The following is a 25,755-nucleotide window of genomic DNA, read 5'->3' as shown; positions in this document are numbered from 1 at the left end:
CGCCGAATCCTGGTGGGCAGATCTGTTGGCCATGAGTGGGCAGTTTTCATGGCCATCAGCGGGCATTTTCCGTGGCCGCCAGCGGGCAGTTCTTCATGGCCCTTGACAAACGGGTACGGAAGGTCGTTCGGATGATGCCCTTACGTCATGAGAATGAAATCAGGCTGTAACCCGAACGGGGGAGGCCCGAAACTGGACGACGCTAGGGTGTTAGTGGGTTGTGGAGCGCCTGTTTCGGGACCGGGCACACCTCCAGTTTTGATTAGTTGAACTGACTTTGAGCAAGTATCAAGAACCAGAAAGCAGATCGTCATTGACCAAGCAGACTCAGCTGAAGGTGCTCGTCATCGGCCTGAACTTCTCACCGGAGGTCACCGGGATAGCGCCATACACGAGTGGGCTTGTTCAGGGGCTTGTGGAACGCGGCTTCGCCGTCGATGTCATAACGGCACATCCTCACTACCCGGAGTGGAAAGTCCATGCCGGCTTTGGCGGTAGAAAGACGTCCGAATTTCTAGATGGCGTTCGCGTCACACGGTTGCCGCACTACGTTCCATCCAGCCCCGAAGGCCTAAAACGTTTGGCTTCTGAGATTTCCTTTGGAATAGGCGTCATGTTCGCGAAATGGGGTCGCCCAGACGTGATTGTGATGGTCTCGCCAGCGCTCTTTTCGACCGCCCTTGCGATGCTCAGAGCGCGGATGAGCCACCGAAAGCGCATTGTTAACATTTGGATACAGGACCTCTATAGCTTGGGGATGGCCGAAACTGGGACCGGTTCAGATTTCATCACCAGGGTAGTGACTTGGGTAGAGAAGGTCACGATCGCGGCAGCATCGGGCGTGGTTGTAATTCATTCCCGGTTCGCCGCCCACCTAGGTGAAAAGTTCGGCATCGGATCTGCGCAAATTGAGGTAATTCGAAACTGGACCCACCTCAAACCGACTCCGCCCTTCGATTTCACCGCCGTCCGTGCGACTCACGGCTGGAATCCAGATGAGACCGTTGTCCTACACGCTGGGAACATGGGGATTAAGCAGGCTCTCGGGAATGTGGTCGAAGCCGCACGACTTGCGGAAGCACAGGACCTCCCGGTCCGCTTCGTTTTATTGGGAAACGGAAGCCAACGAGACGCGCTCATGGCCCAGGGAAAAGGTATCTCTCGACTGCAGTTCATCGATTCTCTCGACGACTTTGGTTTCCAAAGGGCACTCGCATCTGCAGACATTTTGTTGGTCAACGAGAAGCTCGGTGTTTCCGAGATGGCCGTGCCCAGCAAACTGACGTCTTATTACAATGCAGGTCGGCCCGTGATCGCGGCAACCGATCGCAGAGGGGTGACTGCGGCCGAAATCGAGTCGGCGAGGGGTGGAGTCGTTGTGGACGCCGAAGACCCACAGGCAATAATCGATGAGGCAATTGGGCTCCGGGACGACCCAGCGCGGGCTGCTTTGTTCGGCGCGAATGGAATGCGCTACCGCGCAGACGTCCTAGGGCAAGAAGTGGCCATTGACCGATTTGCTCAATGGCTAAGGGGCTTGACGTCAATGCAGGACCATGTCGATGGTCACTCGCATTCGTTAGGCAAAGATGGAGGAAATTCATGACAAAGCGCGCTCTCATCACTGGAATTACCGGTCAGGATGGTTCGTACCTTGCCGAGCTCTTGCTCTCGAAGGGCTACGAGGTGCACGGGCTAGTTCGACGTGCTTCGACGTTCAATACGGCCCGAATTGATCACCTGTATGTTGACCCGCACGACCCCGAGGCCAAGTTGTTCCTTCACTATGGCGATCTCAGTGACGGCAGCCGCCTTGTCACTCTGCTCGCCGAGATTCAGCCGCACGAGGTCTACAACCTTGCTGCGCAATCGCATGTTCGTGTGTCCTTCGACGAGCCCGAGCACACCGGTGACACGACGGGTATGGGCACCATTCGCCTGCTCGAGGCCGTACGCATGTCTGGTATTGAGACACGCTTCTACCAGGCGTCAAGCTCGGAGATGTTTGGGGCTACTCCGCCACCTCAGAATGAGGAGACCCCGTTCTACCCCCGCTCGCCGTACGGCGCAGCCAAGGTTTACAGCTACTGGATCACTAAGAATTACCGCGAGGCATACGACATGTTTGCCGTGAACGGCATTCTCTTTAACCACGAATCTCCGCGCCGTGGCGAGACTTTTGTTACTCGAAAGATCACACGCGCCGTCGCAGCCATCAAGGCGGGTAGACAGGATCATGTCTACCTTGGCAACCTCGATTCGATCCGTGACTGGGGCTACGCCGCAGAATATGTGGAGGGCATGTGGCGCATGCTGCAGGTTGACGAGCCCGATGACTTCGTCCTTGCCACCGGCGGAAACTTCACGGTGCGGGACTTCGTGGAGACCTCATTCAGTCACGCCGGCCTCAAATGGGAAGATCACGTGCGCTTCGACGAGCGATACTTGCGCCCCACCGAGGTGGACGCTCTCGTTGGCGACGCCTCCAAGGCTGAGGCCAAGCTTGGCTGGAAGGCCACGGTCGACACCGCCGAACTCGCCCGCATCATGGTGGACGCCGACATCGTCGCGCTCGAGCATGCGGGTGGCCACTGGATCGATGAGGTCAAACTCGCGAGTTGGGGTACGAAGTAGTCATGGCGGACGACCGCGACCACGTCAAATTCGTGCCTGGAGTCCTGGACCGCTCAAGTCGGTTTTACGTCGCAGGTCATCGCGGCTTGGTCGGATCCGCGATCTGGCGCCGACTAGAGGCGGAGGGATTCACCGATCTGATCGGTCGGACCTCTGCTGAGCTGGATCTCAAGGACCGAGATGCCGTCTTCGCATTCTTTGAGGAAGCGAAGCCGCGTTACGCAGTATTGGCGGCCGCGAAGGTGGGCGGGATCCTGGCGAACAGCACGTTCCCGGTCGACTTCTTGAGCGACAACTTGCGGATACAGGTGAACGTGCTCGACGCAGCCCTAAAGTGTGGCGTCGAACGCCTCTTGTTTCTGGGATCGTCCTGCATCTATCCGCGGCTCGCCCCGCAACCAATACGAGAGGACACCCTTCTCACGGGGCACCTCGAACCGACAAACGACGCCTATGCGATCGCAAAGATCGCAGGGATCCTGCAGATTCAGGCCGTTCGGCGCCAATACGGGTTGCCGTGGATCTCAGCGATGCCGACAAACCTCTATGGTCCCGGCGACAACTTCTCGCCGAAAGGGTCGCACGTCCTTCCGGCGCTCATACGCCGATACGACGAGGGGGCGCAGTCTGGCGCCGCCACCGTTACTAACTGGGGGACAGGCACTCCACGCCGCGAGTTCCTGCACGTCGACGACATGGCTGCAGCGTGTTTGCACCTGATGGAGCACTACGACGGTCCCGAGCAGGTAAACGTAGGCACCGGGTCTGACGTGACCATTCGTGAAATTGCGGAGACAATCGCGCGGGTCGTGGGATTCACAGGAGAGACTCTCTGGGACACAGAGAAGCCCGACGGCACGCCCCAGAAACTCCTCGACGTCTCCAAGCTCGCAGACGCAGGCTGGACAGCTCAGATCGGGCTGGAAGACGGGCTTGTATCAACGGTGCAGTGGTATCGGAACCACGTCACTAGCATTCGACAGTAGGGGCGCTGAGTGAAAAGCGAGCGCACGCCCGCGAGGCGTGCGCTCGCTTTTGGCCTACTCGGGTGTATGCAATGCAACGAAATGTTCACCCGATAGAAACACGCGAACTGGAAACGGGCTGTGAATGTCCCCTAAAGTAGGGGGTAGCCTCACTCGAGGTCAGCCAGTGTCGGCGAAAAATCATTGTGATCCACAGCAGGGATAACACCATGGCAAAAAAGATCCTCGCGGTGATTGCGCTCGCAGTCCTCGCCGTTTTCGCAGTCCCGGCCGCAGCTAACGCTGCCGGCTACGTCCCGGCAGCAAACGTTGCCGTCTCCGACAGCACCCCGGTTCCTGGCCAGGCAGTGACGGTCTCGTTCGACGGCGCGTCCTTCACGCCCGGTGAGAGCGTCTCCTTCGCCGTCACCGGTTCGGGCGTCGCTACTCTCTCCGTCGTGAAGTCCGGAACGGCGACGCTCGTCAAGTCGGCCACCACCACCGGTGCGGCCAGCGTTTCCGTCACGCTTCCGACGGACGCGACCGGTTCCTACACCACCACGGCCACCGGCCTCACCTCCGGCACCGTCGGCACGGCGACACTCACCGTCGTGGCCGCTGACAACGGCGCGACCGGACAGACCCTCGCCAGCACCGGCTACAACACCCCGGTTCTTCTGATCTGGGCTGCCGCTGGTGCGCTCCTCCTCGGTATCGCCCTCGTGGTTGTGCTGAGCTTCGTTCGCCGCCGCCGCGTAGCCGCGTAGCGTTTACTCAAGAGGCAACTTCTTCCGACACTGTGTGAAGTTGATCGCCACGAAGTGACCCCCCCCAGGAAAGGCCCCGGACATCGTCCGGGGCCTTTCTTAACGCCGGAGGCAGATCCTTTGCCATCCGTTACCCCGAGGTGAGTTCGATTCTCGGTTCCGCCGCCGTTAGGCTTTTTGTATGGAGTTAGACGTATGAAGATTTCTGTCATTGGTTGTGGGTATCTCGGGGCCGTGCACGCGGCCGCGATGGTAGAGCTCGGGCATGAGGTCGTCGGTATCGACGTCGACGCGAAGAAGATCGCGCAGCTTGCCGTCGGGCTTCCGCCGTTCTTTGAACCTGGCCTTCCCGAGATCCTGACCTCGGCCATGGCCACAGGCCGGCTGCGCTTCAGCACGGACATTGCCGAAGTTGCTGGCTCCCGCGTGCATTTCGTCGCCGTCGGCACCCCGCAGAAGCCCGGCAGCTACGCCGCGGACCTCACCTACGTGGACGCTGCAGTACAGGCGCTCCTGCCGCACCTCGGCGCGGGGGACCTGGTTGTGGGCAAGAGTACTGTCCCCGTCGGGACCGCCACTCGTCTCGCGGGCATCGTGGAAGCATCGGGAACCGGTGCGACACTCGCCTGGAACCCTGAGTTCCTGCGCGAGGGCTTCGCCGTGAAAGACACCATCAGCCCGGACCGTCTGGTCTACGGTGTTGCCGCTGGAGAGCCCGGCGAGCACGCAACCGCGCTGCTCAACGAGATCTACGCCGCCGCACTTGCCGCGGAGACTCCTCTCGTGGTCACCGACTTCGCCACGGCCGAACTCGTGAAGGTCGCAGCGAACGCGTTCCTCGCCACCAAGATCAGCTTCATCAACGCCATGGCCGAAATTGCCGAGGTCACCGGAGCCGATGTGACGCAGCTTGCCGATGCGATCGGCTACGACAATCGCATCGGGCGCCGTTTCCTGGGCGCCGGCGTCGGCTTCGGCGGCGGTTGCCTGCCGAAGGACATCCGGGCGTTCACAGCCCGGGCCGAAGAACTCGGTCGTGGCGAATCCGTGGCTTTCCTCAAGGAAGTGGATTCGATCAACCTGCGTCGACGCCAGCGTGCGATCGACCTCACCGTCTCGGCACTCGGTGGTAGCGCGTACAACGCCAAGGTGGCCGTGCTTGGCCTCAGCTTCAAGCCGCACTCCGACGATGTGCGTGACTCGCCAGCACTCGACGTCGCCGTGCAACTGCATGGTCTCGGCGCCAACGTCGTTGCGACCGACCCGCAGGGCATCGAGAACTCGCGGGCGCGGCACCCCCAGCTCACCTATTCGACCGACCTGGAGGAGACCTTGCGCGGCGCGGACGCTGTCGTGCTCGTGACCGAATGGCCTGAATTTAGACACCTCGACCCGGCCTGGGTCGGTGCCCTGGTCAAGAACAAGATCGTCATCGACGGACGCAATTCCTTCGACGCCGCCGCGTGGCGTGCTGCCGGCTGGACCTACCATGGTCTGGGCCGTCCGTAACCGGGCCGACATCGGGCATTCTCAGTATTCAGTTAGGAAAACAGCACACTCATGACGACTCTTCCCCGCCTGGTGGCCTTTGACCTGGATGACACACTTGCGGCCTCCAAATCCCCGATCGACCCGCGGATGGCCGACCTGATGGTGCGCCTGCTCGGTGTTGTGGAGGTCTGCGTGATTTCCGGTGGCCAGATCGGTCAGTTCCACATGCAACTCATCGACAACCTCAACGACGTCGACGATGAGACCCTGGCCCGCCTGCACCTGATGCCCACCTGCGGTACGCAGTACTTCCTGCATAAGCGGGGTGGCTGGACGCAGATCTACGCGGAGTACCTCACCGATGACCAGAAGTCGCGGGCGCTCGTGGCTGTCGAGACCACGGCCCGAGAACTCGGTTATTGGGAAAGCAACACTTGGGGTCCGATCTTGGAAGACCGCGGTTCGCAAATTACGTTCTCGGCGCTCGGCCAGGCCGCTCCCGTGGCCTCCAAGGTCGCCTGGGACCCGACCGGGAGCAAGAAGAACACCCTGCGTGAAGCGGTGCAGATGCTGCTGCCCGACCTCGAGGTGCGCTCCGGAGGGTCGACCTCTGTCGATATCACCCGACAGGGCATCGACAAGGCCTACGGCATGAAGAAGCTCGCGCAGCTGACCGGGGTGCCCCTCGATGACATGCTTTTCGTCGGCGACCGTCTCGACGAGAACGGCAACGACTACCCGGTTCTCGCGCTCGGGGTCGAGTGCTTCGCTGTCGAGGGCTGGGAAGACACTGCCGCGTTCTTGGAGACGTTGATTCCTAAGCTCGCCGCCGCATCCGTCTGACGAGTCGTCAGCCCCGGTCGACCGGGAAGTCCAGGGTGCTCAGCGTGAACGTGCGCTCGAGCTTCCGCCATTTCGCGAGCACGAGGGTGGCCCCGTCGGAGCGGAGGTCGTGGACGAGCCCGATCGTGAGTACAGCGCGCTTCATCGAATTGTTCCAACCCTGCAGGGGGTAGTAGACCGAAACGATCTTCGGCACGGCCTTCGGGCTGTCGAACTTGTCGAAGACGAGCGGGTGGATCGATTTCAGGTCGACCTGCCAGGCGGCAGGTAATGAGTCGGGGGAGGGTGGCGATGTTTCGGGGCGCGGTGACGACATTGTGAATCCTCTGGTGACGATTGGCGGTGTCCGGGCGGAATCGTTAGTGCACTCTGGCCAGAATACGGCCGAAGAAGTACGAACGTGCTGAACTTTTACAAAGCGCAATGTCCGGGAAATGAACTCGTCACGCACTGCGGGTGTACCCATAAGAAGGGGCACGGAACCAGACTGAGTATTCGAGCCTTTGAGCCCCACCCGATCGTGCGGTTGAGCCCCACCGTTCGTGCGGAAGAGCACCAGTGGTGGTGTGGCTCAGCACCACCGGTGCTCCTCGTCACGGATTACGCGGTCGCGAGGGCGGCTTGTTCCCGCATGTTGTAGGTGCCTGTGTCGACCCAGGTGGTGTTGTGGATGATGCGGTCCATGATGGCGTCGGCGTGGACGCCGGCGCCGAGGCGCTGGTGCCAGTCCTTCTGTTGATATTGGGTGCAGAACACCGTCGAGGTCTCGCCGTAACGGCGCTCCATCAACTCCAGCAGCATCGTCCGCATCGATTCCGTCGGCCGGTCGAGTAGCCACTCGTCAATGACCAGCAGCGTGAACGCGGCATATTTGCGGAGGAACTTGCTCGCCCCGCCCGGGGCGTCCTGCGCGGCGACCCAGGCTTCCTCGAGGTCAGGCATCCGGATGTAGTGGGCGCGGATGCGATGCGCGCAGGCCCGTTTGGCGATCGCGCAGCCCAGATACGATTTCCCCGACCCGGTGAAGCCCTGGAAGACGACGTTTTGCTGCCGGGTGACGAATGAGCAGGTCCCGAGCTGGGTGAGCACCTGCCGGTTGAGGCCGCGCTCGTCGAGCAGGTCGATGCGCCGCAGATCCGCGTTCGGATAACGCAGTCCTGCCCGCCGGATCAGCCCGTCGACCTTGGAATGCATGAACGTCGAGTAGGCGTCGTCGACGGCCAGCCGGACCCGTTCCTCGAAGGCCAGGCCGATGCTGAGGGTGTCGTCCTGGGTGTCGATCGCCTGCAGCAGCTCGCTGGCGTTCATCTCGCGGAGCTTGCGTTTGGTCTCCCCGTCGAGGGCGCTCACCGGGTGCCTCCGGCGTAGTAGGCGCTGCCGCGGACATACCCGCCATCGTCGCTCTCGGGCTCGGGGGCCTGTCCTGTCTTGTCCTGCCCGGTGTCGAGGATCGGCCGCAGATGCGCATAGCGCGGGGATCGGACCGGACCCCGCAACGCGAGCGCGCAGGCGGCCTCGACCCGGGCCGGGGAGAACCGGCGCGACAGTTTCAGCACCGCCAACGCCGCATCGAAGCCGGCCTCGTCGATGAAGACGGTTTCGAAGATCTTGGCCGTCACGGTGACAGTTGCCGGCCCGATCCGCGTCGCCCATTCCTCGATCCGGGTCCGGTCCCAGGCCTGGAAACTGCGACCTTCGGGTAGGTCGGCCTCGTTGGTCCGATACTGGTTGCTGGTCGTTGCCGGCAGCAGCAGGTGGCTGGCCAGGCGCTCATCGCGGCGATAGACCTCCAGCATCGTCTCGGTGACGCGCAGGTCGACCAGCGCGCCGATCTGGTTGAAGGGAACGGAGTAGAAGTTCTTGGCCCAGACCACGTGGGCGTTGGTGTTGACCTTCCTTTTGTAGGACCAGGTGCTGATCTCGAACGGGACCGCCGGCAGCGCCTGCAGCAGCAGCTTCTCCTCGGTGGTGAATACGCTGAGGCGGGACCCGGTGCGTTTCTGGAAGGGTTCCCGGTTATAGGCGTCCATCTGTTCCCGGATCCGCTGGCGCAGTTGTGCCAGCGAGGTGAACGTCTCCTTCCTCAAACCGGCGATGACCCAGGTCGCGACATGGGCCACCGTGTTCTCAGTACTGCTCTTGTCGCGGGGGTGGCGAACTCTGCCGGGGAGCACTGCGGCCGAGTAGTGCGCCGCCATCTCCCGGTAGGAGTCGTTCAAAACGACCTCGCCTTCCTTCGGGTGAGAGATCACCCCGGTCTTCAAGTTGTCCGGCACCAGGCGTGGGACGCTGCCGCCGAAGAAGGCGAACATCGCCGTGTGGGCGCGCAACCACGACTCCTGCCGCATGTCCAGGGTGGCTTCCACGAAGGCGTAGCGGCTAAACGGCAGGCAGGCGACGAACAAATACACCCTCGACATCTCACCGGTCGTCGGATCCGCTAGTTGCATCGTGGGCCCGGACCAGTCGACCTCGATGCTGCGGCCGGCCTTGTGGCCGACCCTCGACGTCGCCCCAGAGACCGCGGCGTGCTCGGCATAGAGGCGGCAGAACCGGTCGTAGCTCATCGTCGCCTGCGCCATCGATGAGGCGTCGACATACTCCTGGTGCAACAGCTTCAGCGTCACCCCGACCCGGGCCAGCTCGGTGTGCACCCGCGCCCAGTCCGGCTGCGCGAACACACTCTCGTGGACGCCGCGGCCGGGGAACAACGTCGAATACACCATGGCCTCCGACAACTCCGCGACGTCGTCCCAGCCGACCCCGAGCCGCTCTGCTGCATCGAGCACAGCCCGAATGCTGTGCCGGGACATCCCCTGGGCGGACTCGATCGCCCGTCGCGACAAGCCCTGATTTCGCAGCTGCAGGATCTGCTTTGCTTTGATCTTCCGTACCATTACCGGTACTCCTTCCACCACGTGGCGCTCACATGGTGGGAGGAGCTTTTCAGGTGGTGCTCAACCACGCCGGCAGTGGGGCTGAACGATACGAATCACGCATCTGAACAGTGGGGCTCACCCGCACCACAGGTGGTGCCCATCGAAGCCAATATTCAACCAGACGGTTCCGTGCCCCTTCGGGGTGCTGTGTGCTCCCGCTATTCGAGGGTCGCGGCGAACTCCTGCAGCCAGACGCGCAGGTCCGGGCCGAGGTCGGGGCGGTCGACAGCGAGCTGCACGATGGCCTTGATGTAGTCGAGCCGGTCGCCGGTGTCGTAGCGGCGGCCGCGGAAGATGACGCCGTAGACGCCGCCGGTGAACTGCGGGTTGACCGCCATCACCTGCAGGGCATCGGTGAGCTGGATCTCGTTGCCCTTGCCGGGCTTGGTGTTCTGCAGAACCTCGAAGATCTCGGGGCGGAGTACGTAGCGACCGATGATAGCCAGGTTCGACGGGGCATCCGCTGCGGAAGGCTTCTCGACCAGGCCGGTCACCTTCACCACGTCGGGGTCGTCCGTGGTCTCGACGGCAGCGCAACCGTAGAGGTGGATGGTCTCCGGCTCGACCTCCATCAGGGCGATGATCGTGGCGTTGCGTTTGGTCTGCTCGGTGAGCATCTTGGACAGCAGCACATCACGGTCGTCGATGATGTCGTCGCCCAGGAGAACGGCGAAGGGCTCGAACCCGATGTGCATCTTTGCACGCAATACGGCGTGGCCGAGACCGAGCGGGTCGCCCTGGCGCACGTAGTGCACGTCGGCGAGTCCGGTGGCGAAACGCACCTTGGCGAGGCGGTCCTGGTCGCCCTTCTTCTCGAGGAGGTCCTCGAGCTCGGTCATCCGGTCGAAGTGGTTCTCGAGCGCGTTCTTGTTGCGGCCCGTGATCATGAGCACGTCGGTGAGGCCGGCGGCGACGGCTTCCTCGACGACGTACTGGATTGCCGGCTTGTCCACGACCGGGAGCATCTCCTTGGGCATGGCCTTCGTGGCAGGCAGGAAGCGCGTACCCAACCCGGCGGCGGGGATGACGGCTTTGGTTATCTTCGTGGTCATGCCACTCAGGTTATTGAAGAAAGGTTACGGCGTCATTACGCGGTGATAGACGGCGTGTCGCCCCCGTTTACGGGTGTTTTTGGGCCTTTGGCCCCCGGGACAGGGCTTGCGGCCCGAGCTATATTGTTTGCACCTGAAACGCACCGTTCTTGCACCGTGACTGCTGGAGGCCCACCGTGTCGAACCCGAATCGAGAATCGTGACGGAGTCGGCTGCTGTGCGCCAGCCGTCGGGGGTCTGGCGAATCACCTCCATCGTGCTCGTGCTCGTTCTGGCGGCGGCGGCCGATGTCGCGAGCATCGGGTCTATCGTCGGGCGGCTCTTCGACCTCCAGCTCCCCACCCTGTCCCAGCCGTTTCCGGCGGATGCCGCCCGGCCGCCGGTCTCGACCGGGCTCGCCGCAGGGGCGCAGAACATCCTGCTGCTGGGCTCGGACACCTGGGATCAAGTCAACGGTTCGCTCGTGAACATCAGTAAACAGCGCTCCGACACCATCATGGTTGTACACATTCCAGCAGACCGGCACCACGTCTACGTGATGTCGATCCTGCGGGACAGCTGGCTCGACCTGCCCGGCCACGGCTCGGACAAGATCAATGCGGCGCTCTCCTATGGCGGCGTTCCGCTCGCCGTGCAAACGATCGAGGGACTCATCGGCACCCGCATCGACCATGTCGCACTCGTGGACTACGCCGGGTACAAGGGCCTCACCGATGCGCTCGGCGGGGTGGGCATCCTGAACCCGGTCGGGTTCCAGTCCTCCGCGAGCGACCACTACTACCCGTCGGGGATGCAACACCTCACCGGCGACGAGACCCTCGCCTTCGCGCGCGAGTGGCGGGCGTTCCCCGACGGGGACTTCCAGCGGGTGCGCAACCAGCAGCTGGTGATGCGGGCCACCCTCACCAAGGCGATGCAGCCGGAGACGCTGACCGATCCCGGCAAGGTATCCGCCCTCTTGTCTGCGGTGCGTCCGTACATTGCCGTGGACGAAGGCCTCAACGTCGACTACCTGACGGCGCTCGCGGGGTCGCTGGCCAGCATCCGCTCGACGGATTTCACGTTCTTCACGGCGCCAACGAAGGGGATCGCGGTGTCGAGCAACGGGCAGTCGATCGTGAACCTCGACCTGGCGAAGCTTGCGACAGTGCAGCACGCGTTCCAGACGGATACCCTCGACACGTTCGAGCCGGAGTACCAGACCATGCAGACGGTCCCGGCGCAGTAGGTCCTGGGGCGGCAGTCGATCGGCGTGGCCTGGTCGTCGGGCCGGTTGCAAGGAAGTGACCTCTACCGCGGGGATGTGACACTGCGTGGCTGGCTCCTCAAGCCAGATTGTGCCTACGATGATCGCATGTTCATTCTATTGTGCCCGAACTGCGACAGCCCTGTCGTGCGCGGGCCGTATGCCATGCCGGCGGAGCTTGACGTGCGGTCCTGGCTGGATCGGTGTCCGCGAGAGGGCTGCGGGTGGGAAAACTCGGGGATGGACCTGATCTGAGGCGAGGTCGACACCGCAGCGGCGGGGGAGCGCTAACACCGAGCGTTAAAGTCGTTGCCCAGATGGCGCTTCTGGACGATAATCGTGTTCACCCGAAAGTGTTCTGCGCGTTGAGACGTTTTGCGCGCATGCTCGTAAGAAATGGATAGGCCATGACGTCAGTGCAGACAAACCAAGCCACACATGCTCCGGAGGGCGTGACGGGCGGGGAGGCCGCGTTCGAGTACCTCCGTCGTCGCATTCTGTCGGGCGAGATCCCCGCACGAGCGGTGATCAGGGAGCAGTCCCTTGCGGAAGAGCTGGGTCTCAGCCGCACCCCGGTTCGTGAGGCCCTCCGCCGCCTGCACGAGGCCGGGTTGGTGGAATTCACGCCCCATCGCGGTGCGACGGTCGTCTCCTGTACGAAGGAACAGGTGCGGGACACGTACGTGCTGCGCGGCGATCTGGAGAGTCGCGCCGCCGGCCTGGCTGCGGCCCGCATCGACGACGTCACGCTCGCTCGACTTGCTGACCTCATCGTGGCGATGGACGATTTTGTGCTGTCCACTGACGACGAGGGTGTCGCCCGCCTGGGCGAGCTCAACGCCGAATTCCACCACGTTGTCATAGCGGCATCGGGGGATCAGAAGCTGGTCCGGCTGATCAACTCCGTCGGCCGTGTGCCGATGATGGCGGAGGTCTTCCGCCGTGATGGCGGACATTTTCGGGCTATCAGCAACCACCACCATAGAGACCTCCTCGCCGCGCTCCGAACGCACGATGCGCTGTGGGCCGAAGCGACGATGCGCGCTCATATACTCGGCGCGCGAAACGCGATTCTGGGCTGGGACGGTGCAGAGCCCGGACCTGGTGATGGTGCGGGGTTCGAGGCGGATGCGGGTCGTGGTGCGGGTTTTGATACTGACTAGGGGTCGGGGAACGGTGCACGCCGGGCTCGGTCGGAGCTAGTAGACGTCGTCCCAGTGGTCTTCGGACGCCCAGTCGGCACTCGACGATGCGACCGCCCGTGTGGTGGTGATTCCGGTGTCGCGCTCGGAAGTGAGGACGTCGATTTGATCGCGCAGAACCGCCACGGCGCGGGACGTGTCACGTTCGGCCCCGTGGTCGTTCTCCGGAATGCTGATGAGTTCGCTGCCGGGGGCGACAAGAAGGTTGACGAGTATTTCGCTGCCGTCCTGGGCGAATGAGGGCACCACAAGCAGTTCCGAATTGTGCCCGTGCGTGAGCAGTGCTGTCAGCTCCAGCACCGCGTCGGCAACGGCATCCGTGGTGAGGAACGTCATGCCGCAGAATGACATTCTCTTCATGATTCCCCCGACCTGCGCAGCGCCGAGGCTGCCCGGCTGATGAGCCGGCTCATAAGCAAAATGCTAGGCCATTCCCCGGCCGACGGCCAGTAAGAAAATTCGGCTCACCGTTATCACTGCCGGTGCTGAACTTGCCCGGCGTTCTCGGCCGAGGTTCCTCGGGACGGTGAGTTAGACATCCGCGGCGTGGGTGCGCGGGCGGGCGATCTCGGCGAGGATCAGCAGCACGAGGCCGAGGAGGGCACCGACGACGGCCCCGCTCGTGTTAGCGATGACGTCGTTGAGGGTCGCGAAGCGGCTCGAGAGGAAGAGCAACTGGCAGAGCTCGATCGTGCAGCTCGCGGCGAACCCGACGAGTATCGCCCACCACCAGCGCCGGGCGCCGGCGAGCACCACGATGAACACCCCGACCGGGATGAAGAGCACGATGTTCGCGCCGAACTCGACCGTGCTGTAGCGGAACCAGCCCGGGGCGCCGTGCTGGTGCAGCCAGTTGATCAGGTGCAGCAGCGGGCCGTCGATGTTACGGTCGACCGGAACCGGCCAGAACGCGATCAGGGCGAGGGCGACCACATAGACGACGGCAAGGGCGATCACCCAGCGGCGCAGCAGCGGATGCCGGTGCCCGGTCCCCGCGGGGACGGGTCGTCCCTGCCGTTCAGCGATCGTGTCGAACACCACAGCACCTCCCCGGAACAGAGCGGATGAGCGACCGGTCCGACGGCGTCGGGTTGTGGACCACGTCACCATCGATCCTTCCACTGTATGCCTCCCGGCTGGTCGCCCGCTGGAGTCCGCGCGAACTAATTCCACTGAGTTTGTGGATTCTCAGCACGGGGGACGGCGGTTGAACCGGTGCAGAACGGAAGAAGTCCGTCGAATCGGTCAGGGACCGGGGGCGTCGCTGGGCGCCCGCTGGCGGCGGCGCTAGCCGGCGAGGGTGCCGGCGCCGTGGTAGAACGCGGAGGCGCCCACGGAGTGCAGCGCGACGACCTCCGGTACGCCGGACCTGGCCCCGGGTGCGAGGTCTGCGGGACTGAGGGTATACGGCTGGCGGGCGTCGAGCATCCGCTGGGTGTGCGGATGCTGCGGGGACTCGAGCAGCTCGTCGACCGAGCCTTGTTCGATGATGCGTCCGGCCTGCAGAACCGCGATGCGCTCGCAGCACTCGGCGGCGACGCCGACGTCGTCGGTGACCAGGATGAGCGCGAACTGGTGCTTGCTCTGCAGGGCGCGCACGAGGCGGAGCAGGTCGGCGAGCGGGCGGGCGTGCGCGGGGATCGCGGCGATGAGGAGCTCGGGGTCAAGGGACAGGGCCGCGGCGACGGCCACACGCTGGATGACGACGGGGGAGAGGTCGCCCGGGTAGGAGAGTGCGACGACCTCGGGGTTGTCCAGGCCCACGCGGGCGAGGGCCTTGAGGGTGCGCGCGCGGGCGGCGGGGCGGTCGAGTCCGAGGCGTCGCCTGAGCGGGGTCGCGAGCTGGCTGAGGATGGTGCGGGTGGGGTCGAGAAACCCCAGCAGGTCGGGGGGAAGGTATCCAATGTTCGCGCCGAGCAGGCGCGCTTGGGCGCGACGGCTCAGACCGACGAGTTCCTGGCCGTTGAACAGGATCGACCCGTTCGTCACGGTCATGGTCGGGGGCAGCAGGCCGGCGATGGCAAGCGCTGTGGCGGTCATGCCGCTGCCGGACTCGCCGACGAGGGCCAGCGACTCGCCCTGCATCAGGGTGAGCGCGACGCGGGACACTTCTTGTTCACCGGGCGTTGCGGCGCGGCCGCGAGTGCCCGGACGGGCGGTGGCCACTGTGAGTCCGCGCACGTCGAGCAATGCCATCGCTCGGAACGCGTGTGAGGGCATCGGGTCCTGGTCGGCGCGTTCGCGCTGCGAGAAGGAAGACTTGGAACCGGCATCAATGACGGTGTGGTCACGTAATTGGTTCATGGCCGGGCCTATCGTGTGCTGTTGGTGGTGATACTGTATCCAATCGAATGTGCCTTTGGTCAGATCCGGAGAGACTCTCAGGAACGGCATAACTCCTGCACATCCTCTCGAAACAGGCCCAAAGTGCCCACTTTGCGGGGTTTTCCGAGAGTTTGCAGGAGTTATGCACCGGAGGGGTGCGCAAAGCAGGGAATCTCGCACGTTCAAACGTTGTTTGAATAGAAGATGAAAACTTTGCCGATCAGCGTGCTCGATCTGGCCAGCCGCCCCGCGGGCGGCAGTAACGCGGAGGCCGTGGCCGGCAGCATCCGTCTGGCGCAGCGTGCGGAGGAGCTCGGCTACGACCGGTTCTGGGTGGCCGAGCACCACAACATGCCGGCGATCGCCTCGAGCGCGCCGCCCGTGCTGATCGCGGGAATCGCGGCGCGGACGACGCGGATCCGGGTCGGGTCTGGCGGCGTGATGCTGCCCAACCATGCCCCGCTTGTCGTCGCCGAGCAGTTCGGCACCCTGCGCGCCCTCTACGGCGACCGGATCGACCTCGGCATCGGGCGGGCGCCCGGCACCGACGGCGCGACGGCGCTCGCCCTGCGCCGGAGCGAATCCGGGCTGGGTGTCGACGATTTCCCGCAACAGCTTGTGGACCTGATCGGGTTCTTCCACGGCGGCATGGCGGCGGATAACCCACTGCGCGGCATCACGGCCTACCCGGGGCTCGGCGATGCCCCGGAGACGTGGCTGCTCGGCTCGAGCGGGTTCAGCGCGCAGCTCGCCGGGGTGCTCGGGCTGCCGTTCACGTTCGCGCACCACTTCGCGGGCGAGCACACCGAGGAAGCCCTGGACCTGTACCGGGCGCACTTCGAGCCGAGCGCGTTCCTGGCCGCCCCGCACGCGATGATCGCGGTCGGGCTGATCAGCGACGACGACCCCGAAGTGGTGCGCCGGGAGTCGCTGCCCGGGCTGATCATGTTCCTGCGGATGCGGCAGGGTAAGAAGCCCGCTCCGGTGTCGCTCGAGGAGGCGCTCGCCTACCGTTTCACCGAGTATGAGCTCTCGTTCGTGGCGTCCCGGAATCGCCGCCAGGCCGTGGGCACCCCGGCCGAGGTGGATGCCCGGCTCACGGCGCTCCTCGATGCCACAGGGGCCGACGAGCTCATGCTCAGTGCGCAGTCCGCAACGCTTGTGGGGCGCATCCGCTCGCTCGAGATCGTGGCCGACCTGCGTGCGGACCCCGCGGACGCCGCGGCATAATACCCCTGTTCGGGGAAGAAACTGAGGGGTAGTCACGTCCCGCTGACCGGGATTTACTGACTGGGCCGCCCCCATCCGAACAGGGGCGGCACGGGCAGGTTGCTATGGACGCGCCACAACACCGGTCGTGGTTTCGCCGAACGGTCGGCGGGTGTGCCCGCGTCGTCGGGGCCGTGAGCCTCGTGCTCGTCGCGGCGACGCCCACGTTCGCCGCGGCCCGCATTACAGCGGATGCCCCCGCGCCCGACCCCGCCTCCGCGTCCGCCGCTGTCGCGCCCGGCTCCTCCGGCTCCTCCGACTCGTCCGACTCGGCGGTCGGCGCCGTGGGGTCCGGCCGGTACGCGAACCTGCAGCGCACACCTTTCCGGTCGAGAGTGACCTTTGTGCCGGTCACTCTCGACCGGAAAGGTCCCTCTCGTGGTCTCGTCGACTGGCAGTCCCCTCGGCCGGGGTTCCCCGGGGCGGCGGCCCGGCTCGCGTTCGGCGCCACGCAGTCCACCGCCACGCAGTCCACCGCCGCGCAGACGGAACGGATCGCAGAAGCGGCGCGCATCGCCGAGGTCGCACGGGTCGCGGAAGTTGCCCGGGTTGCCGAAGTCGCCCGGGTCGCGGAGGTTGCCCGGGTTGCGGAGGAGGCGCGGGTCGCGGAAGCTGCGGCCGTTGCTGCCGAGGCGGCACGGGTCGCCGCGGCCGCGCAGGCCGTTGCGGAGGCGGAAGCGGCCGCATCCGCCGCCGCGCAGGGCGTGCCCACCTACACAAAATACGTCTGGACGAGCGGCTGGCAGGCCGAGATCGACAGCTGCCAGGGTGCCGTCGACCTCAGCGGCAACTACGGAGTCGCGGTGATCGCCGAGCACTGGTCGTGCGGCGGGTCGCACTTCCCGGCGGACGGCACTCTCATCGCGCTGACCGGGGTGCGGTCGGGCACCTACCGGGTCGGCGCGGTCGTCGCAGTTCTCAACGCGAACACCGATCGCACCGACTCCATCCCGCGCGGCTACGACCTGCTGTACCAAACCTGCATCAACGGTTCGAACGCGACCATGTCGTTCACCGAGCTCACCCGGGTCGGCTGACCCGCTGCATCCGATCGTCGAACGCCGACGCGATGCCGCGTGCGACGCGACGGGCGGATGCCGCGGGCTAGAAGTGCGCGTCGACCCGCTTCGGCAGCACGAAGACGAGCAGCAGCGCCAGCACGCTGAACGCGGCGCTGACGGCCATCGCATCCGTCGCGGCGGTCGTGAATGCGGACGCCAGCGCGTCCTTCCCCGGCCCGGCGACGACGAGGTTGCCGAAGAGCACACTGCCGATCACGGCGATGCCGACGGCGGCGCCGACCCGCTGCATCACGCCGACGACACCGCTCGCGGCACCGGCCTCTGCGCGGTCGACGGTCGCGACGATGAACTGCGCGTTCGGGGCGATGAAGAATCCGCTGCCGAGGCCTGCGATGAGAAGCGGCGGCAGCAGCTCCCAGTTGGTGATCGACGGGCCGATCAGGAGCAGGGCGAGGTAGATCCAGATCAGGCCGGTCGTGACGAGGGTCACGCCGATCACGAGCACCGTGCGGCCGAGGCGCTGCGCGAGCCGGTTGCTCTGCGAGGCGCCGACGATGTTGCCGATCGCGAAGGGGATCGAGACGAGCCCGGACTCGAGGGCGGTGTGGCCGAGGCCCGCCTGCCAGAGGATCGAGATCGTGAAGAAGATGCTTGTGAACGCCGCGAAGTAGACGAGCGCGAGCACGACTCCACCGGAGAAGGCCGGGTGCGAGAACAGGTGCGGCGGCACGAGCGGGCTCTTGCCGCGGCGGGCGTAGTTGACTTCCCAGGCCCCGAACGCGGCGAGGAGCAGCGCGCCGGCGACGAGGGTGAGGTAGGTCCATAGTGGCCAGCCCTGGTCCTGGCCCTCGATGAGCGGCACGAGGAGGGCGACGAGGCTGCCGGAGAGCAGCACGAGCCCGACGAAGTCGATGCCCGAGCTCGGCTTGTTCGGGTCGCGCTCGGCGCCGGCGGGGAGCATGAACACGGCGGCGATGAGCGCCGCGACGCCGATCGGGAGGTTGACCCAGAACACCAGGCGCCAGCCGTTCTCGTCGCCGAACGCCTGGATGATCAGGCCGCCGAGGATCGGGCCGAGCGCGGTCGAGACGCCGATGACCGAGCCCATGATGGCGAACGCCTTGCCGCGCGCCATCGGCGGGAACAGGAGCTGGATCACTGCGGTGACGGCGGGCACGAAGATACCGCCGGCGAGGCCCTGCACGACGCGAGCGATGATCATCTGCAGGTCGTTCTGCGCGAGGCCGCAGGCGAGGCTCGCGAGGGTGAAGAGCGCGAGCCCGGTGAAGAAGACCCACTTGTGGCCGATCCGGTCGCCGAGGCGCCCGGCGGGGATGAGCGCGAGCCCGAACGCGAGCGCATACCCGGAGATGATCCAGGACAGCGTCGCCTCTGAGGCGTTCAGGCTCTCCCGGATGGTCGGCAGGGCGACGTTCACGATCGTGGTGTCGAGCAGCGCCATGAACATGCCGGCCAGCAGCACGATCAGGGCCTGCCACGCGTGGCGGGGGATCACGACGGGCGGTCGGGTGCCGGGCGTGCCGTGGCTGTTGGTCGCGCCGGGCGTGCCGGGCGTGCCGGTGCCGGCCCCGGTGGAGGTCGGAGCGTTGGTGTCTGACATGGTCAGTCGGCCTTTCGGGCTAGTTCGTCCGCGACGATGTCGGGGAGGACGGTGACGAGGTGTTCGTGCCAGGCGATCTCGGCGCGCAGGCGGGCTGCCTTGTGCTGCATGACAAAACTCTCGCTGGCGGTGAGATAGGGGAGGGCGTGCGCCGTGGTGGCTTCGGAATCGGTGAGCATGGCGCGCAGGGCGAGCAGGCGTGCCTCGATCATCAGGGGGAGTTCATCGAGGCGGTCGGGGTCGAGCCGGGTCATCGCGAGGTCGAACGGGTCGGGCTTGAGCACGATCGTGCGCAACCCCTCGAGCCGGAGCGCGGCGAGGTCCCGGCGCCCGGCATCCGAAATCTCGTAGACCTGTCGCTCGGGGTAGTGGCCCTCGCGCTCGACGCGGGCCACGCTGATCAGCCCCTCGGTCGCGAGGCGTTTGATCGCCCCGTACACCGCGCCGACGGAGATGTCCGTCCACATGTGCACGTGCTCCTCCTCGGCGAGCAGGCGGAGCTGGTGGCCGTGCATCGGTCCGCGCTCGGCGAGGGAGCCGAGAATGAACAGGCGAATCGATGACATGCGTTTACTCTCGCACGAGTAGTCATGCGAGTCAAGGCCGAGGGTGATCGCATTCACCAAGCGGATGTCCGCCCTGCGCACAGCAGAAAACCCCCACTCTCGCGAGTGGGGGTTTTCCGTTTCTGTGTTTTGCTGTCGGGGTAACAGGATTTGAACCTGCGACCTCGTCGTCCCGAACGACGCGCGCTACCAAGCTGCGCCATACCCCGATGGCCCGTAAGCCTTGTCAAGTATAACCCCATGCACATGGATGCTCGGTGCAGCCCCCGAACGGATCCCGTGAGCGCCGCCTACGACGAGGCGGTCAGGGTCAGCAGGGTCGCCTCGGGCGGGCAGGCGAAGCGCACCGGGGCGTAGATCGACGTGCCGAGGCCGGCCGAAACGTTGAGGTATGCGCTGCGGAGTCCGGATCCCCAGAGGCTGAGCCCCTTGACCTGAGACCGCGGAATGTCGCAGTTCGTGACGAGGGCGCCGAAGCCGGGCACGCAGACCTGGCCGCCGTGGGTGTGCCCCGCGAGGATCAGCTGCGCGCCGTGGTTCACGAACGAGGTGAGCACCCGGCGGTACGGCGCGTGCGCGACGCCGATCGTGACCGTCGGCCGTGGCTCGCGGTGCTCCGCGGAGTCCGGCCAGGTCTCGTCGCCGAGCGGGTCGTCACCGCGGAGGTCGTCGACGGCCCGGGTGATCAGGTCGAGGCGATCGCGTCCGATGTGCGGGTCGTCCACGCCGAAGAGCTCGAGGTGGGTGCCGTTGATGTCGAGCGCCTCCGCGGCATTGTTGATGTCGTTCCAGCCGAGATTCGCGAAGATCCCGTGCAGACGGTCGGTGTCGAGCCGGTTCTGCGGGGCGGCCTTGAGCAGCGACGGTCCGCCGAAGTACCGGAACGGATTCTTCAGCTGCGGTCCCCAGAAATCGTTGGAACCGTTGACGAAGATCCCGGGGATCCCCGCGAACGGCTCGAGCGTGTACGCGAGGGCGTCGAAGGCATCCGTGTGGCCGAGGTTGTCTCCGGTGTCCACGACGAGGTCGGGCTTCAGCGCGGCGAGGCTGCGCACCCACTCCTGTTTGTCCTTCTGCCAGGGGGCGAGGTGCAGGTCCGAGATGTGCAGCACACGGATCGGTTTCGAGCCTGGGGCGAGCACGGGCACGGATGCCTCACGCAGGGTGAACATCCGACGTTCGAGCAGAGATCCCCAGGCGAACGCGCCGGCACCGGCCGCGGCTAGCGCGCCCGTGCCGACGAGGAGGGCCTTGGCCCCGGTGCCGAGGGTACTCATCCGCCAGCCTTGCCGTTGCCGTTGCCGTTGCCGTTGTTGGTGGCGGCGAGCCTTCCGATCACGATCGTGATGGTGTCACCGGGCTTGGCTCCGCCACCGGCGGCCGGGGACATCGAGATGACCTTGCCCACCTGTGTCGGATCGGTGGTGTCGCCGTCCGTCTTCGCGACGGCGAACTTGCCGAGCGTCGATCGAGCCTCACCCTCACTCTTGCCCACGACGTCGGGCACGACGATCTGCGAGGCGTTGCTGGTGTACACGGTCACGCTCGAGCCGCGGCTCGTGCTTGTTGCTCCTGCCGGGTCGGTCTTGGCGACAGTGCCGCCCGGGAGCTCCGAGTCAATCGGGCCGCCGTCGACGAACAGGAAGCCGGCCGCCTCAAGGGTGGACTGGGCCTCACTGATGCTCTTGCCGCGGAGGTCCGGGATGGGGATCTGAACCGCATTGACGATCGTTCCGGTCGCGGCGGGGAACGCGTCTCCGCCGTACTTGGCGTTGGCGACGCTCATTATGACAGGCCACATCCGGTGCCGGGCGGTGGCCGCCTGGCCGCTCGCGAAGGTGGTGTTGCGCTGGTCCTTGTCGCCGGTGACGCTCATCACTCCGACGATGGTAGCGACCTTGCTGCTTGCGCCGCCCATCCAGGTGTCCTTGTTGCCGTCGGTGGTACCGGTCTTACCGATCATCGGGACCTTCGGGCTCGTGGCCGAATTGGAGGCGATCGCGGTTCCGCTGGTCATGACCTGTTGCATGGCGGTCGTCATGCCGGCCGCGACGTTGGGGTCGACTGACTGGTGGCAGTCGCTTGTCGGCGCCGGGAGTGTGGTTCCGTCGGAGCCGGTGATGTGGTCGATCACGATCGGGCTGCAGGTCGTGCCCTTGTTGGCGATGCCGGCGAAGGCGACCGCCATGCTCAGGGGCGCGACCTCGTTGGTGCCGAGCACCGCGGAGGCACCCTGTTCGAGCGGGCCGCCGTCGGCGCGCGTGACGTCGAAGGCCTCCGCGGTCTTGCGGATGGCACACAGGTCGAGTTTCTTCGCCATGCCGATGAAGCCCGTGTTGATGGACCCGATCGTCGACTGCAGCGCACTGTAGTTGGCGCCGGTCTCGGACGACGAGTCGTTCTTCGGGTTGTAGCCCGGGAAGCTCACGGTGCCGCCGGTCGCGCAGCTGTCCCGGAAGGTGCCCCAGTTCGACTTGATACGGGAGTCGACCCGCTCATTGAGCGAGTGACCCTCGGTCAACCACTCGGCGAGGGTGAACACCTTGTACATCGAGCCGGGCTGGAACCCGTGCGAACCACCCTGGTCGACGTTGGTGTTGTAGTTGATCCCCGTGTAGTTCGCGCCGGTGGCTTGCACGGCCGGGTCCTGGCTGTAGTCCTTGTTCTGCGCCATGGCGAGCACCTTCCCGGTGCCCACACCGACGCTCACGGCCACGCCACCGACGTCCCAGCCGGGGAAGGTGTCGGGAACGTTGGCCTTCATCGTCGCCTCAGCGGCCTGCTGGAGGTCCAAGTCGAGGGTCGTGTAGACGTTGAACCCGCCGCGGCGGAAGTTGGCCATCCGGGTGGTGTCGTCGGCTCCGAAGACCGGGTTGTTCTGCAGAGTACTTACGACGAGGTCGCAGAAGTACGCGCTGCCGCCGGCGGTCTGGCAGCCGGTCGAGGGTTCGTGGATGCTGGGCTCGATGGCGGTGGCGATCGCGGCGTCATGGTCGGCCTGGTTGATTTTGCCGTACTTGAGCATCTGGTCGAGGATGTAGTCGCGGCGGTCCTTGTTCGCGGCGTAGCCGTTCGCGGCGCCGTTGGTCTCGCTGTCGGGCTGGTCGAGCTGGAACTTGACCGGGTTGTTCACGATCGCGACGAGGCTCGCGGCCTGCGGGAGCGTCAGCGTCGCCGCCGTCGCGCCGAAGTAGTACTCCGCGGCCGATTCGATGCCGTAGACGGTGCCGCCGAAGCCGGTGATGTTCAGGTACTGGCGGAGGATGTCGTCCTTCGCGTACTTCTTCTCCACGCCGATCGCGAGGCGCATCTCCTTGAGCTTGCGGTCGGGAGTGGTCGCGGTGGCCGCGTCATAACAGTCCGACTTCTTCTGCGCATCCGTGAGCACTTCGCACTTCTGCACGAGCACGTTCTTGACGTACTGCTGGGTGATCGAGGAACCACCGCGGGTGCCGCCGCCCGCGAGGGTCGAGACGAGGCCGCCGACGGTGCCCTGCAGGTCGACGCCGCCGTGGTCGTAGAACCGGGGGTCTTCACCGGAGGTCGCGGCGTCCTTGACGAACTGGTTGATCGCATCCGAGGCGACCTCGACGCGGTTCTGGTCGTAGAACGAGGCCAGGAGGTAGGGGGCGCCGGTGCTCGTGGTCGCGTAGATGTTGCTCTTCTGCGAGAGCTGGTCGATCTTCAGGTAGTCGGGCAGGTTCTCGAAGACGTTGATCGTGTTCGTGGCAGCCATGCCCGACAAAGCGAGAGCGGGAGTGACCGCGGCCGTCACGAGAACACCGACGATTGCACTCATTCCAACGAAACCCAGGAGACCGCCCAGGGAGCCGCTGACCGTTCGATTTTTGGCAGACATACAATTGAGCGTAAGGGACAAATCTGTAAAACCGCCTGAATCGGAGTCTTATGCCTGCCTGGGAGTACCTCACCACCCCGCTGATGATCCACAACACCGCCGCCATCCTGAACAGCTGGGGATCGGACGGCTGGGAGCTCGTCCAGGTCGTGCCGGGACCGGAGGGCGGCCTCGTTGCATACCTCAAGCGTCCCGTCGTGAAGGAGGCCTGATCGTGTCGATCATTGATGCGCGTCTCGCCGAACTGGGGATCGACCTGCCGAGTGTGGTTCCCCCGGTGGCGTCCTACGTTCCCGCTGTCGTCTCTGGCAACCTCGTCTTCACCTCCGGCCAGCTGCCGATGGTGTCCGGCGTGCTGCCGGAGACCGGAAAGGTCGGCGACGGCCACGGTCTCGTGCCCGCCGCGGACGCCCAGGAGTACGCCCGCCTGTGCGCGCTCAACGCCCTCGCCGCGATCAAGGCCGTGATCGGGTCGCTCGACCGCATCACGCAGGTGGTCAAGGTCACCGGGTTCGTCGCATCCGACCCCGGGTTCACCGGCCAGCCCGGCGTCGTCAACGGGGCGTCGCAGGTGCTCGGCGAGATCTTCGGCGACCGCGGCGTGCACGCCCGGTCGGCAGTCGGCGTCGCCGTGCTGCCGCTCGACTCGCCCGTCGAGGTGGAGCTCATCGTCTCGTTCGCTTAGGCGCTCGCGCGCTCGTTCTCGGGCACGGGAGAGGTGGGGGCGGCGGATGCCGCGGCATCCGTTCGCCTGCCGCCGCGCCTCCGTAGCGCACCGGCCGTCTCGCTCGCCCACCGGCCCGTCCAATTCGCGACGCGTTGCGAGGGCAGCTCGACCCACAGGTACATCAGCTGCGCGAGCGCGAGGCTGAGCGGCACAGAGACGAGCGCGCCGAGCCACCAGCGGCCAGGGCCGAACATCGTGCCGAAGGCGACGACGACCGGGAAGTGCACGAGGTACAGGCTGAAGCTCACCCGGCCGAGCCAGACCAGCGGCCGGGCGGAGAGCGGGCGCTGCAGCGGGGGCCAGAGCGCGACGACGGCGACGACGAGCACGGCGCCGGGCACCCGCAGCGCGAGCGTCAGGTCGCCCCAGAGCCCGCTGAGTTGCGGGCGCAGCAGCCAGTGCGACACGAGCAGCGCGGGGCCGAGGGCGGTGAGCTCGATCCAGATGGCGGTGCCGCCGCGTCGTGCGGCGACCCGGGCCGCCCAGACGCGGAGTGACTCGTGGTTCGCGGCGAGCAGGGCGCCGAGGCCGAACGCGGGCAGGTACATCAGCGGCTCGATGCCGGTGACGTACCCGGTCGCACTCACGGCGAGGAACGCCGCCGCCCAGAGCGCGGGCAGCCGGCGGGTCGCGACGGCGAGCAGCACGCAGATCGGCAGCAGAAGCGAGAACCACATCTCCCAGGTCAGCGACCAGAGCGGCGGGTTGACGTCCGGCCGGCCGGAGCCGCCGATGACGCTCGCCTCGCCGAGCAGGTTGGGGAGGCCGATGTCGGGATTGTCCTGCCGCTTGAGCCAACTGCCGCCGACGTCGATGCCCGCACGCGGCACGAGGAGGATCCACGCGGCGGCGAGGGCGACGGACACGACGACGGGGATCGCCAGGCGGATGATGCGGCGCGGGTAATAGGCCACCCAGTCGTAGCCGCGGGCGGCGAGCCCGTTCGCCGTGCTCGCGGCCCGGCTCGCGAGCGGTGAGCGTACGAGCACGAAACCGCTGAGGACGAAGAAGACCAGCACGAACTCGGGGCCGGCGACGAGGAACTTGAGCGGGGTCAGGGTCGACCACCAGCCCGCCGAACCGGTGTCGACGCCGACGGTCGACTGGTATGCGGCCGCGATGCCGGGAGCGGTCATCGAGACGTGGTGCACGAGCACAATGCCCGCGGCGACACCGCGGAGTGCGTCGAGCGCGACCAGGCGTCCGGACGAGGGAAGACGAGGCATT

Annotated in this window: 24 protein-coding genes and 1 tRNA gene; 12 read left to right on the top strand and 13 right to left on the bottom strand. The window is 65.6% G+C overall.

The window, feature by feature from the left end:
* Positions 1-313 precede the first annotated feature (313 nt).
* The 6 genes from E3O46_RS11285 to E3O46_RS11260 all read left to right on the top strand — a co-directional run bounded on the left by E3O46_RS11285 (position 314) and on the right by E3O46_RS11260 (position 6,700).
* Entirely contained in the window at positions 314-1,606 is a 1,293-nt protein-coding gene (locus E3O46_RS11285) for a glycosyltransferase (RefSeq protein WP_134449682.1), read from the top strand.
* On the top strand, positions 1,603-2,634 hold the full coding sequence (gmd, locus tag E3O46_RS11280; RefSeq protein ID WP_134561725.1) for a GDP-mannose 4,6-dehydratase: 1,032 nt from the start codon (positions 1,603-1,605) through the stop codon (positions 2,632-2,634). Before E3O46_RS11285 ends, gmd begins: the two co-directional genes overlap by 4 nt.
* Positions 2,635-2,636: 2 nt before the next feature.
* Positions 2,637-3,620 carry a GDP-L-fucose synthase family protein gene (locus tag E3O46_RS11275; protein WP_134449680.1) on the top strand — a complete coding sequence of 328 codons (984 nt, stop codon included), beginning with the start codon at positions 2,637-2,639 and terminating at the stop codon, positions 3,618-3,620.
* Between the two features lie 209 nt (positions 3,621-3,829).
* Complete coding sequence (locus E3O46_RS11270; protein ID WP_134449679.1) at positions 3,830-4,366, top strand: sortase; 537 nt, start codon at positions 3,830-3,832, stop codon at positions 4,364-4,366.
* A 195-nt stretch (positions 4,367-4,561) separates the two neighbouring features.
* Complete coding sequence (locus tag E3O46_RS11265; protein WP_134449678.1) at positions 4,562-5,875, top strand: UDP-glucose dehydrogenase family protein; 1,314 nt, start codon at positions 4,562-4,564, stop codon at positions 5,873-5,875.
* 51 nt (positions 5,876-5,926) lie between these two features.
* On the top strand, positions 5,927-6,700 hold the full coding sequence (locus E3O46_RS11260) for an HAD-IIB family hydrolase (protein ID WP_134449677.1): 774 nt from the start codon (positions 5,927-5,929) through the stop codon (positions 6,698-6,700).
* A 7-nt stretch (positions 6,701-6,707) separates the two neighbouring features.
* Here E3O46_RS11260 and E3O46_RS11255 read toward each other — a convergent pair whose 3' ends face one another.
* The 4 genes from E3O46_RS11255 to galU all read right to left on the bottom strand — a co-directional run bounded on the left by E3O46_RS11255 (position 6,708) and on the right by galU (position 10,691).
* Positions 6,708-7,016 carry a hypothetical protein gene (locus E3O46_RS11255; protein ID WP_134449676.1) on the bottom strand — a complete coding sequence of 103 codons (309 nt, stop codon included), beginning with the start codon at positions 7,014-7,016 and terminating at the stop codon, positions 6,708-6,710.
* A gap of 284 nt (positions 7,017-7,300) precedes the next feature.
* Positions 7,301-8,050: an ATP-binding protein gene (locus E3O46_RS11250; protein ID WP_134449675.1), complete on the bottom strand. Its 750-nt coding sequence runs from the start codon at positions 8,048-8,050 to the stop codon at positions 7,301-7,303.
* Entirely contained in the window at positions 8,047-9,597 is a 1,551-nt protein-coding gene (istA, locus tag E3O46_RS11245; protein ID WP_134561724.1) for an IS21 family transposase, read from the bottom strand. The genes E3O46_RS11250 and istA overlap by 4 nt, the downstream gene beginning before the upstream one ends.
* 200 nt (positions 9,598-9,797) lie before the next feature.
* On the bottom strand, positions 9,798-10,691 hold the full coding sequence (galU, locus tag E3O46_RS11240; RefSeq protein ID WP_134449673.1) for a UTP--glucose-1-phosphate uridylyltransferase GalU: 894 nt from the start codon (positions 10,689-10,691) through the stop codon (positions 9,798-9,800).
* Positions 10,692-10,908: 217 nt separating this feature from the next.
* Between galU and E3O46_RS11235 the strand changes: the two genes are divergently transcribed.
* Both E3O46_RS11235 and E3O46_RS11230 read left to right on the top strand, forming a co-directional pair.
* Positions 10,909-11,919 (top strand): LCP family protein, encoded by a 1,011-nt coding sequence (locus E3O46_RS11235; protein WP_134449672.1) that lies wholly within the window; start codon positions 10,909-10,911, stop codon positions 11,917-11,919.
* 425 nt (positions 11,920-12,344) lie between these two features.
* Positions 12,345-13,100, top strand: a complete 756-nt coding sequence (locus E3O46_RS11230) for a GntR family transcriptional regulator (protein ID WP_134449671.1) — start codon at positions 12,345-12,347, stop codon at positions 13,098-13,100.
* Positions 13,101-13,136: 36 nt separating this feature from the next.
* Here E3O46_RS11230 and E3O46_RS11225 read toward each other — a convergent pair whose 3' ends face one another.
* The 3 genes from E3O46_RS11225 to E3O46_RS11215 form a co-directional block, all read right to left on the bottom strand.
* Complete coding sequence (locus E3O46_RS11225) at positions 13,137-13,499, bottom strand: hypothetical protein (protein ID WP_166787394.1); 363 nt, start codon at positions 13,497-13,499, stop codon at positions 13,137-13,139.
* A gap of 171 nt (positions 13,500-13,670) precedes the next feature.
* The gene (locus E3O46_RS11220; protein WP_241975217.1) at positions 13,671-14,180 is read right to left on the bottom strand and encodes a VanZ family protein; all 510 of its coding nucleotides are present in this window, start codon (positions 14,178-14,180) and stop codon (positions 13,671-13,673) included.
* 246 nt (positions 14,181-14,426) lie between these two features.
* Positions 14,427-15,443, bottom strand: a complete 1,017-nt coding sequence (locus E3O46_RS11215) for an ATP-binding cassette domain-containing protein (RefSeq protein WP_166788276.1) — start codon at positions 15,441-15,443, stop codon at positions 14,427-14,429.
* Between the two features lie 225 nt (positions 15,444-15,668).
* Here E3O46_RS11215 and E3O46_RS11210 point away from each other — a divergent pair, with 225 nt between their 5' ends.
* The gene (locus E3O46_RS11210; protein ID WP_134561723.1) at positions 15,669-16,694 is read left to right on the top strand and encodes an LLM class flavin-dependent oxidoreductase; all 1,026 of its coding nucleotides are present in this window, start codon (positions 15,669-15,671) and stop codon (positions 16,692-16,694) included.
* A 104-nt stretch (positions 16,695-16,798) separates the two neighbouring features.
* On the top strand, positions 16,799-17,770 hold the full coding sequence (locus E3O46_RS18435) for a hypothetical protein (protein ID WP_174774820.1): 972 nt from the start codon (positions 16,799-16,801) through the stop codon (positions 17,768-17,770).
* A 67-nt stretch (positions 17,771-17,837) separates the two neighbouring features.
* Here E3O46_RS18435 and E3O46_RS11200 read toward each other — a convergent pair whose 3' ends face one another.
* The 5 genes from E3O46_RS11200 to E3O46_RS11180 form a co-directional block, all read right to left on the bottom strand.
* Positions 17,838-19,376, bottom strand: coding sequence for an MFS transporter (locus tag E3O46_RS11200; RefSeq protein ID WP_134449666.1), 1,539 nt, complete (start codon positions 19,374-19,376; stop codon positions 17,838-17,840).
* Positions 19,377-19,378: 2 nt separating this feature from the next.
* A complete protein-coding gene (locus E3O46_RS11195; protein WP_198413338.1) occupies positions 19,379-19,942 on the bottom strand; it encodes a PadR family transcriptional regulator in 564 nt (187 codons plus the stop codon).
* A 135-nt stretch (positions 19,943-20,077) separates the two neighbouring features.
* Positions 20,078-20,151 (bottom strand) — tRNA-Pro (locus E3O46_RS11190).
* A gap of 81 nt (positions 20,152-20,232) precedes the next feature.
* Positions 20,233-21,219: a metallophosphoesterase gene (locus E3O46_RS11185; protein WP_134449665.1), complete on the bottom strand. Its 987-nt coding sequence runs from the start codon at positions 21,217-21,219 to the stop codon at positions 20,233-20,235.
* Entirely contained in the window at positions 21,216-23,741 is a 2,526-nt protein-coding gene (locus E3O46_RS11180) for a transglycosylase domain-containing protein (RefSeq protein ID WP_241987394.1), read from the bottom strand. The genes E3O46_RS11185 and E3O46_RS11180 overlap by 4 nt, the downstream gene beginning before the upstream one ends.
* 110 nt (positions 23,742-23,851) lie before the next feature.
* Between E3O46_RS11180 and E3O46_RS18285 the strand changes: the two genes are divergently transcribed.
* Both E3O46_RS18285 and E3O46_RS11175 read left to right on the top strand, forming a co-directional pair.
* The gene (locus E3O46_RS18285; RefSeq protein ID WP_166787392.1) at positions 23,852-24,013 is read left to right on the top strand and encodes a Sp36 family protein; all 162 of its coding nucleotides are present in this window, start codon (positions 23,852-23,854) and stop codon (positions 24,011-24,013) included.
* 2 nt (positions 24,014-24,015) lie between these two features.
* Entirely contained in the window at positions 24,016-24,486 is a 471-nt protein-coding gene (locus tag E3O46_RS11175) for a RidA family protein (protein WP_134449663.1), read from the top strand.
* Here the strand turns inward: E3O46_RS11175 and E3O46_RS11170 are convergent.
* Positions 24,483-25,754: an acyltransferase family protein gene (locus tag E3O46_RS11170; RefSeq protein WP_134449662.1), complete on the bottom strand. Its 1,272-nt coding sequence runs from the start codon at positions 25,752-25,754 to the stop codon at positions 24,483-24,485. The genes E3O46_RS11175 and E3O46_RS11170 overlap by 4 nt on opposite strands.
* Between the last annotated feature and the right edge of the window lies 1 nt (position 25,755).

The organism is Cryobacterium glucosi, from assembly GCF_004402235.1.
Taxonomy (GTDB): domain Bacteria; phylum Actinomycetota; class Actinomycetes; order Actinomycetales; family Microbacteriaceae; genus Cryobacterium; species Cryobacterium glucosi.
The sequence above is the reverse complement of the archived record's forward strand: the minus strand, read 5'-3'. Positions and strand labels throughout refer to the sequence as shown.

Coding starts and splice junctions, on each gene's coding strand:
- gmd (WP_134561725.1), top strand. CDS start 1,603: ATGACAAAGCGCGCTCTCATCACTGGAATTACCGGTCAGGATGGTTCG.
- E3O46_RS11275 (WP_134449680.1), top strand. CDS start 2,637: ATGGCGGACGACCGCGACCACGTCAAATTCGTGCCTGGAGTCCTGGAC.
- E3O46_RS11270 (WP_134449679.1), top strand. CDS start 3,830: ATGGCAAAAAAGATCCTCGCGGTGATTGCGCTCGCAGTCCTCGCCGTT.
- E3O46_RS11265 (WP_134449678.1), top strand. CDS start 4,562: ATGAAGATTTCTGTCATTGGTTGTGGGTATCTCGGGGCCGTGCACGCG.
- E3O46_RS11260 (WP_134449677.1), top strand. CDS start 5,927: ATGACGACTCTTCCCCGCCTGGTGGCCTTTGACCTGGATGACACACTT.
- E3O46_RS11255 (WP_134449676.1), bottom strand. CDS start 7,016: ATGTCGTCACCGCGCCCCGAAACATCGCCACCCTCCCCCGACTCATTA.
- istA (WP_134561724.1), bottom strand. CDS start 9,597: ATGGTACGGAAGATCAAAGCAAAGCAGATCCTGCAGCTGCGAAATCAG.
- galU (WP_134449673.1), bottom strand. CDS start 10,691: ATGACCACGAAGATAACCAAAGCCGTCATCCCCGCCGCCGGGTTGGGT.
- E3O46_RS11230 (WP_134449671.1), top strand. CDS start 12,345: ATGACGTCAGTGCAGACAAACCAAGCCACACATGCTCCGGAGGGCGTG.
- E3O46_RS11225 (WP_166787394.1), bottom strand. CDS start 13,499: ATGAAGAGAATGTCATTCTGCGGCATGACGTTCCTCACCACGGATGCC.
- E3O46_RS11215 (WP_166788276.1), bottom strand. CDS start 15,443: ATGAACCAATTACGTGACCACACCGTCATTGATGCCGGTTCCAAGTCT.
- E3O46_RS11210 (WP_134561723.1), top strand. CDS start 15,669: ATGAAAACTTTGCCGATCAGCGTGCTCGATCTGGCCAGCCGCCCCGCG.
- E3O46_RS18435 (WP_174774820.1), top strand. CDS start 16,799: ATGGACGCGCCACAACACCGGTCGTGGTTTCGCCGAACGGTCGGCGGG.
- E3O46_RS11200 (WP_134449666.1), bottom strand. CDS start 19,376: ATGTCAGACACCAACGCTCCGACCTCCACCGGGGCCGGCACCGGCACG.
- E3O46_RS11195 (WP_198413338.1), bottom strand. CDS start 19,942: ATGTCATCGATTCGCCTGTTCATTCTCGGCTCCCTCGCCGAGCGCGGA.
- E3O46_RS11185 (WP_134449665.1), bottom strand. CDS start 21,219: ATGAGTACCCTCGGCACCGGGGCCAAGGCCCTCCTCGTCGGCACGGGC.
- E3O46_RS11180 (WP_241987394.1), bottom strand. CDS start 23,741: ATGAGTGCAATCGTCGGTGTTCTCGTGACGGCCGCGGTCACTCCCGCT.
- E3O46_RS18285 (WP_166787392.1), top strand. CDS start 23,852: ATGCCTGCCTGGGAGTACCTCACCACCCCGCTGATGATCCACAACACC.
- E3O46_RS11170 (WP_134449662.1), bottom strand. CDS start 25,754: ATGCCTCGTCTTCCCTCGTCCGGACGCCTGGTCGCGCTCGACGCACTC.